The organism is Thalassomonas sp. RHCl1 (genome assembly GCF_947387555.1).
In the GTDB taxonomy this organism is placed as follows: Bacteria; Pseudomonadota; Gammaproteobacteria; order Enterobacterales; family Alteromonadaceae; genus Thalassomonas.
Map to the genome: position 1 here is coordinate 149766 of NZ_CANDNZ010000007.1, position 12040 is coordinate 161805.

Annotated in this window: 11 protein-coding genes; 8 read left to right on the top strand and 3 right to left on the bottom strand. The window is 47.3% G+C overall.

The features are described 5' to 3' along the window. The first annotated feature begins 32 nt into the window (after positions 1–32). On the top strand, positions 33–1769 hold the full coding sequence (locus QL234_RS19755; RefSeq protein ID WP_281559500.1) for a GMC family oxidoreductase: 1737 nt from the start codon (positions 33–35) through the stop codon (positions 1767–1769). Between the two features lie 2 nt (positions 1770–1771). Beyond that, positions 1772–2668: a sugar phosphate isomerase/epimerase gene (locus QL234_RS19760; RefSeq protein ID WP_281559501.1), complete on the top strand. Its 897-nt coding sequence runs from the start codon at positions 1772–1774 to the stop codon at positions 2666–2668. A 131-nt stretch (positions 2669–2799) separates the two neighbouring features. Here QL234_RS19760 and QL234_RS19765 read toward each other — a convergent pair whose 3' ends face one another. The 3 genes from QL234_RS19765 to QL234_RS19775 all read right to left on the bottom strand — a co-directional run bounded on the left by QL234_RS19765 (position 2800) and on the right by QL234_RS19775 (position 5786). Further along, on the bottom strand, positions 2800–3060 hold the full coding sequence (locus tag QL234_RS19765) for a SymE family type I addiction module toxin (RefSeq protein ID WP_281559502.1): 261 nt from the start codon (positions 3058–3060) through the stop codon (positions 2800–2802). Between the two features lie 251 nt (positions 3061–3311). After that, positions 3312–4400: an electron transporter RnfD gene (locus tag QL234_RS19770; RefSeq protein WP_281559503.1), complete on the bottom strand. Its 1089-nt coding sequence runs from the start codon at positions 4398–4400 to the stop codon at positions 3312–3314. A 15-nt stretch (positions 4401–4415) separates the two neighbouring features. Next, positions 4416–5786, bottom strand: a complete 1371-nt coding sequence (locus QL234_RS19775; protein WP_281559504.1) for a phosphomannomutase — start codon at positions 5784–5786, stop codon at positions 4416–4418. 509 nt (positions 5787–6295) lie between these two features. Here QL234_RS19775 and QL234_RS19780 point away from each other — a divergent pair. The 6 genes from QL234_RS19780 to QL234_RS19805 all read left to right on the top strand — a co-directional run bounded on the left by QL234_RS19780 (position 6296) and on the right by QL234_RS19805 (position 12021). Beyond that, complete coding sequence (locus QL234_RS19780; RefSeq protein WP_281559505.1) at positions 6296–7480, top strand: glycosidase; 1185 nt, start codon at positions 6296–6298, stop codon at positions 7478–7480. Then, on the top strand, positions 7477–8763 hold the full coding sequence (locus QL234_RS19785) for an AGE family epimerase/isomerase (protein ID WP_281559506.1): 1287 nt from the start codon (positions 7477–7479) through the stop codon (positions 8761–8763). Before QL234_RS19780 ends, QL234_RS19785 begins: the two co-directional genes overlap by 4 nt. A gap of 27 nt (positions 8764–8790) precedes the next feature. Continuing rightward, a complete protein-coding gene (locus QL234_RS19790) occupies positions 8791–10281 on the top strand; it encodes a beta-mannanase man5E (RefSeq protein ID WP_281559507.1) in 1491 nt (496 codons plus the stop codon). A gap of 537 nt (positions 10282–10818) precedes the next feature. Continuing rightward, positions 10819–11013, top strand: a complete 195-nt coding sequence (locus QL234_RS19795) for a hypothetical protein (RefSeq protein ID WP_281559508.1) — start codon at positions 10819–10821, stop codon at positions 11011–11013. Then, positions 11000–11185, top strand: coding sequence for a hypothetical protein (locus tag QL234_RS19800; RefSeq protein ID WP_281559509.1), 186 nt, complete (start codon positions 11000–11002; stop codon positions 11183–11185). Before QL234_RS19795 ends, QL234_RS19800 begins: the two co-directional genes overlap by 14 nt. A gap of 311 nt (positions 11186–11496) precedes the next feature. After that, positions 11497–12021, top strand: coding sequence for a hypothetical protein (locus QL234_RS19805; RefSeq protein ID WP_281559510.1), 525 nt, complete (start codon positions 11497–11499; stop codon positions 12019–12021). Positions 12022–12040: the final 19 nt, after the last annotated feature.

Sequence of the window (12040 nt, forward strand, 5' to 3'; positions counted from 1 at the left end):
CATCAATAGCGCACATGAAGCAGAATGACGATATGACTAAAACGACAAACAAAAGCATACACATTAAAACTCAGCCCCAAGTGTATGACGCCATAGTAGTGGGTTCGGGCATTACCGGCGGTTGGGCGGCAAAAGAGTTTTGCGAAAAAGGCCTGAAAACCCTGTTGGTGGAGCGGGGCCGGCCGGTAGAGCATAAAAAAGATTATATCGGCGAAGGGGTGAAAACCTGGGAAATGCCGTTTCGCGGCCAGGTAGAGAAGGCTCTGGTGGAAAAGCAGTATCCGATCCAGGCGCAATGTTATGCCTTTAATGATGCCACCAAGCATTTCTTCGGCAATGATCATGACTACCCCTACAGCACCGAAAAAGACAAGGCTTTTAGCTGGATCCGCGGCAATCAGTTGGGGGGCAAGTCTCTGCTCTGGCACCGGCAGTCTTACCGCTGGAGTGATTTTGACTTTAGCGCCAATGCCAAAGACGGCTACGGCACCGACTGGCCCATCCGCTATAAAGATATTCAGGATTGGTATGATTATGTCGAGCACCATGTCGGCATCAGCGGCAGTGTGGAAAACATTCCCCAGCTGCCGGACAGCAAGTTTTTACCGCCGTTTGAATTTAATACCGTAGAAAAGCGCCTGAAAGCGAAAATTGAGCAGCATTACAGTGATCGTAAACTCATTATGGGGCGTTGTGCCCATTTGAGTAAACCGGCGCAGCATCATCTGGAACAGGGACGTGGTCCCTGCATGGCCAGGAATGAATGCCAGAAAGGCTGTTCATTCGGCGCTTATTTCTCCACGCAAAGCTCTACCTTACCGGCGGCGCAAAAAACCGGCAACCTAAGCGTAGCAACCAACTCGATAGTACATAGCGTGATTTATGATGCCAACAGCAACCGGGCAACCGGGGTACGTATCATCGACAGTGAAACCATGGAGACCCGGGAATACTATGGCAAAGTCGTGTTCCTGTGTGCCTCAACCCTGGGCACCACCCAGATCATGTTAAATTCTGTCAGTGAAACTTTCCCTAATGGTATCGCCAATAGCTCAGGGGTATTGGGACATTATCTGATGGATCACTGCTATAACGCCGGGGCCTATGCCGACATTCCAGGTTTTGAAGACGAGTTTTATTCCGGCCGCCGTCCCACAGGCGTCTATATGCCAAGGTTCCAGAACCTGGTGGATAAAAATCCCGACTTCCTGCGCGGATACGCTTTTTCCGGCCAGGCTTACCGTGAAGCCTGGTGGGAGTTTGGCGGTAAAAAAGGCTTTGGCGTTGATTATAAAAAAGCGATCCAGCAAGCCGGCGGTTGGAAATTTGGCTTACATGCCTCGGGGGAAATGCTGCCCAGGTATGAAAACCAGGTATCGCTGCACGCCACTAAAAAAGATAAATGGGGCATACCGCAGCTGCACTTTGATTGCAGCTATAGCGACAATGAAAAGAAAATGATGCAAAGCGCCGCCGATACCGCCGCAGAAATGTTTGAGGCCATAGGGCTGAAAAACGTTCACAAATATACTAACGACAGACCTATGGGCATCGCCATCCATGAAATGGGCACGGCGCGCATGGGTAAAGATCCGAAAACCTCTATTTTAAACGGCTTTAACCAGGCCCATGATATCCCTAATTTATTTGTCACCGACGGCGCCTGTATGGCCTCTTCTGCCTGGCAAAATCCGTCACTGACCTATATGGCGTTGACGGTCAGGGCTTGTGACTTTGCGGTCAAAGAAATGAAGGCGGGCAGGATTTAATTATGAGCTTAACAAGAAGTGAAAATAAGATGAATTTAAACAAAGTGATCAACGGCTTTATCGCACTGATGTTAGCTGGCTTGCTGGTAACACAAGCGGTACATGCCGAAAGTAAAATAAATAACCAGGTCAATGTTGGCATCCAGTTATGGTCGGTAAAAGACGAACTTAAAAATGACTTTGTCGGTACACTGACCCGGTTGGCGGAAATGGGCTTTAACGGTGTTGAATTTGCCGGAGATTTTGGCCCTTATGGCGATAATCCCCAAGGGCTGAAAAAGTTGCTGGACAAATTAGGCTTAAAAGCTGCCGGTGCCCATTTAGGTTTTGACCAGCTAAGTGACGATAAAATTGACCAGACTATAGCTTTCTACAAGGCTTTGGACTGTCGTTTCCTGATTGTGCCCTGGGACGAAAGAGCTTTTGACCCAGAAGGGGTTTATCAGGTAGCCAAGGAGTTATCTTATGTCGCCGGACGCCTTAAAAGTGCCGGGTTAAAAGTAGGTTATCATAACCATGCCGAAGAATTGCAGGACTTTGATAACACCACTTACTGGGATATCTTAGCCAAAACCACGCATCCTGAAGTGATCCTGCAACAGGATGTCGGCTGGACCACTTATGCCGGTAAAGATCCTGTGGCCTATGTACATAAATATCCGGGACGCACGCTAACCACACATTACAAGGCGAAACTGCCAAAAGGCACCCAAGGCAAATTACCGTTAATCGGCCAGGATGTGATCCCTTGGGACAAATTATTAAAAGCCAATCTGGCGGTGGGCGGCACCTTATGGTTTATCGTCGAGCAGGAAGAATACCCGCAAGGACTTTCCGTAATGCAGAGTGTGGCTGCTTCATTAAAAGGTTTTGAAAAGGTAATTGCTGAGGCAAATTAATGCTTTTCCTGCGTAAATCAGCACGGCCCGGACGGTTTCATCTGCGGTAGCTGATTTTATCACTTAAAGTTACTGCGCCCATTAGGACGCAGTAACCTGATTTCCTGTTATTGCTGAGCAGCCAAACCGGACTATGTCTGGCTTGGTTTTATCACTAATTCCCCCTTGTTAACCGTTACTGTGACCTTTTCTCCGATAATAAATCCGGCTTGCTTAAACCATTTGCCCCTAAGGACAAGGCAAGGTTCAAGGTTTACCGGCACATAGTTGATACCCAGGCTCCCGGTTTTTAGACCTGAATTGCTGGCGGTTTCCAGTATGGTGAGCTGGCGGGTGGTGGGATATTTTGCTTTTGCCGAGCGAGGCTCTGGCGTATGATGATATTCAGCCATGACGGACTCCTAGTGCAGTTCGTTTTGGTTAGCGACCTCTGAGTGTCTGACCACTCAGGGGTTGCGACTTGTGTTACAACTTAGGCTCAAGCTTTGCTGTAAGCATTATTAAGAAAAGACCAAGTCACTGGTTAAAGCAACAGTGGCTTTGTCTTTTTTTGTGGAGGATTTTGAGGATATGGACTACAGCCTTTACAGTTAGGGTTTTGCCTTGTAATGGGTTGATAACATTGGAAATGTGCCAGTAAAAGTTACCAGCTCATTTGCTGTCTGATAAACTTTGTCAGCAGCGCGGCATTTTCTCTGTGATGTTGTACCCTGGGATGTTTGTCATAACCCGTATAGGGAAACATCATAGTCATGAGCTGTTTATCGCCGGTTTCTGCTTTTATCCGGGTGATTGCCTGCTGAATATAACCCGGCCATTTCGACCCCGGCTTTACCGCATCCATACTGCCAAGGGTGGCGATAATCAAGGTCTCGGGATATTTACCCCGGACCGTTTTAAGGAACCGGTAATAGGCTTGTATGCGCGCTTCATCATCGGGAACCGGGGTTAGCCGGATATCGGCCAGGGCGTGGTCATTTTGAAACAGGTTAATAACGGCCACATCCGGGGCCCACTGGTTAAAGTCCCAGCGGGAGTTATTTAAACCGGTGGCGTTTAACTGCAGGAAAAATTTTGGCATGGTAAAGTCAAACCAGCTTACCATGATGCCGATACCACTCTGGGAGGTGCTGACATATTCGGCATCCAGGTTACGTGCGGTCATGGCGCCATAGGCCAGGAAGTTATTTTTCTCTGCCAGCTTGTCGTCGTCCTGATCCTGGGGGGCCTCATTGCCCATGCCGCTGGTCACCGAATCGCCGATAAACTCAATACGGCGCGAAGGACGCGGGGCAGGGGGCAAGAGTTTACCGTTCCCGGCCAGGACTAATCCTTTAAATACGGTGTTGCCTTCCTCCCCTTCGGTGCGTTTGCTGATCATCAGGGAATGGGGGCCTTGGGTAAGTTTTTCTGAGATCACATAGGTAGCAAGCCCTTTGCTGCACCGGATCACCACAGGGTTGTCCCAGTCTTCGTCGATAAAAACATTGAAATAATTGTGGCCAAATTCATCGTCGAGTAATACCGACAGTTTATCGCCGGTGAACCTGGCCTTGATATAGGTGCCGGGCCAGGAAATTTTTGGCGCTTTCGGGGCGCTGAAATCTATGCGGCCGGTATATTGCAGTAATTCGTTATCGGCGAATATCGTGTGGGGTTTTGCACTAACCTGGAGGCTCATAACTGTTATTACCAGCAGAAATAAAATCGGTAGTTGTTTTAATCTGTTCATGGCTTGTTCCCGGTGTTAACTGCTCTTGATAAGGGCGAGTAATTCATTGGTTTTTTCCTGCATTAACAGCTGATCGTGTTTGGCTTCGACATTTAGCCTTAATACCGGCTCGGTATTTGACATGCGCAGGTTAAAGCGCCAGTCCTGAAAACTCATGCTCAGACCGTCGGTATCATCGCTGGTTTTTGCCTGTGCCTGATATTTTTCAGCTATGGCCCGGATCACTTGCTGAGGATCTTTCACCTGGCTGTTGATTTCCCCGCTACAGGGATACAGCGCTTTACGCTCGTTAATCAGGGATGACAGTGATTGGCCGGTGCGGGACATTAAGGCGGTGATCAGCAGCCAGGGAATATTGCCATTATCACAGTAGGCGAAATCACGGAAATAATGATGGGCGCTCATTTCGCCGCCGTAAATGGCATCCTGCTCGCGCATGGCTTGTTTAATAAAGGCGTGGCCTGTTTTACTGGCCAGCGCCCTACCGCCTTGCTGATGGACGATATCCAGGGTATTCCAGTATAGGCGAGGGTCATGGATAACGGTTTCATCTTGTTTGCCATCAAGTAACATAGCTGCGAGTAAACCAACGATATAATAGCCTTCAATAAATTCACCCTGCTCATCAAAGAAGAAGCAGCGGTCAAAATCCCCGTCCCAGGCGATACCTAAATCGGCATTATGCTGCTTGATGGCAGCAACGGTTTCCGTGCGGTTTTCAGGCAATAACGGGTTAGGGACGCCATTGGGGAAGTTGCCGTCCGGCTCATGGTTTAAGGGGATAAACTCAAAGGGCAGGTGGGGAGCTAGGCGGTCGATAATAGCCCCGGCGCCGCCATTGCCGGCATTCACTACTATTTTCAGTTTTTTCAGCTTGGCGATATCGATATAACCGAGTAAATGCCGGGTATAGTCCACGCTGATATCCAGCTGCGTCACTTGCCCCTTCCCTTGCTCTTTCCCTTTTTGGGCCGGGGGAGAAAATGCCTCAGTCTGTACCAGTTCTTTGATGGCATTTAAGCCGGTATCACCGCTGATAGGAGCCGCCCCTTCACGGACAAACTTCATACCATTGTATGCTTTAGGGTTATGGCTGGCGGTAACACAGATACCGCCGCAAAATTCCCGGGAGAAGGTGGCGAAGTAGACTTCTTCAGTGCCGCATTGGCCGATGTTAAAGACATCGGCACCGCCATCGGTAAGGCCGTCTATCAGAGCCTCGGTGATCATCGGGCTGCTTAAGCGGATATCGTGACCCACCACTATTTTGCGGGCATTTAAATATAAAGCCGTGGCCCGGCCTATTTTATAGGCCAGTTGCGGGTTGAGTTCATCGGGTACTTTTCCCCTGATGTCATAGGCTTTAAAGCAAGTTAGTGGCTGCATCTGCTGATCCTTATTCTTAAGCTGGGATGAAATAAAAAAACAGCACTGTGATGTCCGGTTAATGAACGGGCTGTTCCCACATCTCAATTAATATTGATTTATACCAATTGATAGTAACCGGTTACATTTTGATTTGAAATAGCCTTGGATAAATTTTTAAGACTTTAGTGACGGCAGATGTTTGCTGGCACTTTGCTGCTTTGACATTTTTTTGAAAAGTACTGGCACAAAACGAGGTAACCGGTTACATTGTGATGTATGGAAAGCTCTACCTTGATGGTTTATGGGAGGAGTCTTTTCGAGTAAATAGGAAAAATCAGTGCTAATCAATTGACTGGAATAAGTTCCTAAATGTCAGTCATGGCAAGGCATATCTGTCATGGCAGTTATTAACTTAAAAATGTAACCGGTTGCTTATTGGTGGTCTTTTTATTGACCTTAGGGGCAGCTTTACACTTATGTCCTTAAGGCGTTACGACACCCGGGTTACAGAGATTTTTGGTAGAAATATGATGAAGTTTCAAGAAAAAGTACAACAACTAATTACCCGGCAACAAGCATTTTTAGCAACCCCGAATGTTGCCAAGCAAGATAGTAATGGCATTTACCAGCGCTGGCAAAATCCGGTGCTGACCCGGGATCATGCCCCGGTCAGTTGGCGTTATGACTTCAATGAACAAAGCAATCCTTTTCTGATGGAGCGCCAGGGCATCAATGCCACCTTTAATGCCGGCGCCATGTTGTTTAACGGCAAATATGTTTTGGCAGTGCGGGTTGAAGGTGATGACCGTAAGTCTTTCTTTGCCATTGCTGAAAGTCCCAATGGGGTCGATAACTTTGTCTTCCGTGATAAACCTATCACTATGCCGGAAACAGATGATCCGGATACCAATGTTTACGATATGCGTTTGGTGGCCCATGAAGACGGTTATATCTACGGCTTGTTCTGCACCGAGCGTAAAGACTTTTCTCAGCCGGATGACTTGTCTGCCGCCGTGGCCCAATGTGGTATCGCCCGCACTAAAGATCTGGATAACTGGGAGCGGTTGCCCGATCTGATCACTTATTCCGGCCAGCAGCGTAACGTGGTGTTACACCCGGAATTCGTCGATGGCAAATATGCGCTCTTTACCCGGCCCCAGGACGGCTTTATCAGTGTCGGCTCTGGCGGCGGTATCGGCTGGGGGTTAACCGAGTCGATGGAAAATGCCGAAATCAAGGAAGAAGTGATTGTTGATGCCAAGCAATACCACACCATCACGGAAATCAAAAATGGCCAGGGGCCTGCGCCGATCAAAACGGAGCAGGGCTGGTTGCACCTGGCACACGGGGTGCGCAATACCGCCGCCGGTTTGCGTTATGTGCTTTACACCTTCATGACCGAGCTGGAGCGCCCCTGGGTGGTAAGCCATAAACCGGCGGGGCACCTGATCGCGCCCCAGGGAAGCGAACGTGTCGGTGATGTTTCCAATGTCGTGTTCAGCAATGGCTGGATAGTGAATGAGGATAACCAGGTGTTTATTTATTACGCCTCTTCCGATACCCGGATGCACGTGGCCACTTCCACGGTTGAGCAGTTGGTGGATTATGTGCTCAATACCCCGGAAGATGGTTTATTTTCTGCCTTGTCGGTACGAAAGCGCAATGAACTGATTGACCGCAATGCACAAGCCCTCAAAGGATTTTGTTTATGACGGCATCGGCAGTACCAATAACATCGGCCTCGGTGCAGGATTTTTACCGGGAGCTGAAAAATATCAGCAGCTGGTGGCAGCAACATGCCGTAGATAAGCAATATGGCGGTTTTGTCGGAGAAATCGATCACTTGGCTAAAGTGGTTGCTAATGCCGACAAGGGCATTATTCTCAATACCCGGTTATTATGGTTTTTCAGCGAAGCGGCGTTATTTTTCCGGGACGAACTCAAAGATGATGTGCAGCAGGATAGGTGTGCCGCCCTGGCAGGCCGGGCGTTTTATTATCTGCTGGAATGCTTTGACGATCCGCAACATGGCGGAGTTTTTTGGGCGCTCGATTATAAAGGCCACCTGCTTGACGGTAAAAAACAGACCTATGCCCTGGCGTTTGCCATTTATGGCTTATGCGCCTATTACAAGTTGACCCGTGAGTCACAGGCGCTGGCCAAGGCCATGGGGTATTTTCAACTGCTGGAAAGCAGGGCGCTGGACACGGTTAACGGCGGTTATTGCGAAGCCTTCGCCGCCGACTGGTCGCCTTTGCAGGATATGCGTTTGAGCAATAAAGATGATAACTTGCCGAAAACCATGAACACCCATCTGCATGTGCTCGAAGCCTATACCGCGTTATACTCGGCTAATCCGACGCCTGCCACCCGAGAAGCGCTGGCACGCAATATCAGGTATTTTAGTGAGCACATTATCAACCCGGATAACGGCCATTTACGCCTGTTTATGGAAATGGACTGGCAGGATAAGTCCCGGCATTATTCCTTTGGCCATGATATCGAAGGCAGCTGGTTATTATATGAAGCCCTGCTGGTATTGGCTGAGCCCGAGTTATTGGCCGGTTTAACCCCACTGGTGATCAAGCTGGCGCACTCCTGCTTAAGCCAAGGGTTAAGTGGTAATGGCCGGGTATTGGAAGCTTATGATTTTATAGAGAAAGAAATAGATCCCTGTAGCGATTGGTGGGTACAGGCGGAAGCCATGGTGGGTTTCTTAAATGCCTATCAGCTGACGCAAGACACTGAATATATTAAGGCTTTTGAGGGCATCTGGCACTTTACCCGGCAGCAGCACCTGGACCGGGAAAACGGCGAGTGGCACTGGCTGGCGCTTGAGGATCAAGCCAGTAAACCAGCCCGCTATAAAGCCGGTTTCTGGAAGGCGCCATATCATAACGGCCGCGCCATGATGGAAATTTGCCGTTTATTAGCCGCTATGCCGGCCAAAGAGCAAGCCGCCGGCCGTGAGCAATTGGCCGGCGCCAGTATTTAACCAGTATTTAGTAAAGGTTATAAGGTTATGAAAAGATTTTCTTTTACTGCAAAAAGTACCCTGTTTTTGTTGCTGTTATCAGGGCAAATGATGTCAGCCATGGCACTTGAGCATTTTATTACCCGCGACGGTCACAGGTTATTAGACGGACAGCAGGAGTTCCGTTTCGCCGGTATCCAGGCCCCCGAGCTGCATCGTATCGAAGACGATGCCAGGGGCAAGTGCGCCGCCGATCCCCGGGGCTGGGGCCAATACTTTAAATGGCCGACGGCGCTGGAGCAGGAAAACTGGATCAAGGCCCTGAGCTATGCCGGTTTTAAAGCCATGCGCACTTATGTGTTGTCGGTGGAGCAGGAGTTTGATGCTGCCTGCGGCCGGGAGACCCATATTCAGGCGCCGTTAACAAAAGACGGTTTGCCCAGGTTAAATGAAACCGCTATGGTGCATTACGACCGTATGATCGCCCTGGCGGATAAATATAACTTACGCCTGATTTTGCCTTTTATCGACCACTGGGAATGGTGGGGGGGCCGCAAGCAACTGGCGGCTTTTTATGATGAAAATGAGCAGGACTTTTACGATATCAACAGTAAAACCTATGCCGCCTATTTATCGATAATTGAGCAGGTGATCAACCGGAAAAATACCCTGACCGGCCGCTTGTATAAAGATGAAAAGGCCATTATGTCCTGGGAAACCGGCAATGAAATATTTGAAACCAATAAAAGCTTTTTAAACCGCACCTCAGCCTTTATCAAGCAGCAGGATAGCAATCATTTAGTGATGGACGGCAGCTATATCGAACTCAAGGAATTTGCCCTGAGTGATCCTAATGTCGATATTATTTCCAACCATTATTATGCCAATGTTTGCACCGACTGCGCCGCCCGGGTACTGGAAGACCTCACCTTTATTAATGGCCGCAAGGCGTATTTTGTCGGTGAATTCGGCTTATTGCCGGGCAAGGATATTGCCGCGATAATGCAGTCGGTGGTGCACTCACAATATAAAGGCGCCAAGTCCGTGGGCGGCCTGTTATGGGGCTTTCGAGGGCACAGGCAGGAGGGAGGTTTTTACTGGCACCAGGATTATGAGTACTACAGTTACCACCTGCCCGGCTTTCCCGAAGGCGAGTTTAATGAAGAGCAGTATGTGATAGATGCTATCCGGCTGGGCCAGGCGCAAATGGACGGGCTAAAAGCGGCCCCGCCGCTGCCTGTTCCTGAGCCACCGCTGTTATTGCCGATTAACTCGAAAGACTGGATTAACTGGATGGGCTCCCCGCTTGGCCGTTTTTACCGTATCGAACGTGCAACTTCGGCGGACGGCCCCTGGTATATTGTCGGTAACCAGGTGTCCGATGGAGAAAATGGTTATGATCCTAAGGTAAAACCTTTATTTAGCGATAAAACCGGGGGTAAGCCGAGAAAAAGCTACTTTTACCGCGTGATTGCCAGTAATGAAAGCGGTGAATCGGCGCCGTCAAATGTGGTGCAAGTTATTCCTGTGAGTGATTAGTTCTAGTTACTCGAATTTTTAACTAGCCAGTTGATTGGATATTGATTAACTGGCTAGATGTTTCCCTGCCATTATTGTTTGGTTTTGACCTCCAACCGGACAAATCTTGCATTACAGAAAAAATTATCCCGGTAGTAAGGTCTATCCGGCGGATGCCTATATTCATTACCAGATCTCACCCGATAGCACTCCCCTATCAAACTGGCTGATTTAGTCGGGACTTACCTAGATAGTTAATATCCCAGGCGTTCTTCTATTCGGCTCAAACTGATCGGATTAATGCTGATATAAGCAGCTACCTGATAATCGGTTAAGCGCTGCTTCAATTGGGAAATTGCTGCGAAAATAACTGGTATATCTAGGTGGGAAGGAGCGATATCAAACTATAGGTATGACAGAATTTAGTATCCTTATGGTTGTCTATACCATAAGAGATAATGCCGGTGTCGTACGCTTGATTAGCGGCAGAAAAGCCAATAAACGTGAAAAGCGCGTTTACGATTTAGGTTTTTTAAAACCTTATAAGGAACCCTGATAATGTCGATTAAACGAATCAAGCTTGAAGATGTTGAAAAGTCAAAAGGGACAACAGATAAAGCAGTTATAGATAATATGACAGAAACCGATATTAGTGAGGGCATATTAGCTGACATTGACTCCCCTAATTTAATAGATAAAGAATTGAAGGAGTTTAAGCAGTTTCCCAAGAAGGGCGAAAATGAAAAAGATTAAATTAGAAGATGTTAAAAGTAGTAGAGGGACAACAGACTGGGCTAAAGTCAGGAGGCAAACTGATGATGACATTGTGCAGTCTGCATCAAAATCAAAAGATGCTCAGTTGCTAACCGAATTGGAATTGGAATTGACGCAGTTTTACAGAATTGAAAAAGAGCCTGGCGTATAGTAACGACACTGAAATGTTTTGGCTCAAACTTCATTTGAACTCAAGGCGCATTGAAGGCATTAGGACGTAACTTTTTACCATATATTTTCTCATGTAAAGCTAGAAAAGGTTATAAATCCGCATTTGCACCGTAAAGCTGGAAAAATTCAGTCTTTTAACGGGCAAATACATAAATCTAAATAAACTATTGATGACGTGATAGTAAAAATGTAGATTTGGTAAATTACAGACTATTAAGTCTGAAATTACTTTGGTGAAAATACAGTTTTTTTTCTGGGCTAATAAAGCTATTAAGTACATGAGTGCATCAAATGAAATATGGAGATTTGACAAGAATTGGCTTAGATAGAATTGATATGTCCTCTTCCATAGCAAGATTGCGAGAAGAGTTTTCTCTAACCGCCCCACCTTCTGTAATAGAGCAATTTTATATAGATCATAGTGACGATGAGAGGTTTCAAAGGCTGTATAGCCATATTGACCTAACTATGATCAAATGGTCTCTAATAAATGTAGAAACTAAGCACTTTTTAGAGCTTACAAACGAGGCAACGTGCTCAGAGTACATGAATGAAGTGGCTGAAGATGCATCGAACTTTGAGCACATTGGTGAAGATGTAATATCTTGCATTGATAATATTCGCAAGCATTGGAAGAAGAATGGAAGTTGGGTTACTCCACCAGTGTTTATAAACGGAAATATTTTACAAAAACCAAATGATGCGGTATATCACCTGGTCGAGGGGCATACTCGGGTAGGGTGTTTAAAAGGTTTGGCAAAGTACAAAGTTATAGATATCGCTGACACTCACGAAATTTACTATGGACAGTATTAAAAAGAACCATGACATCTCA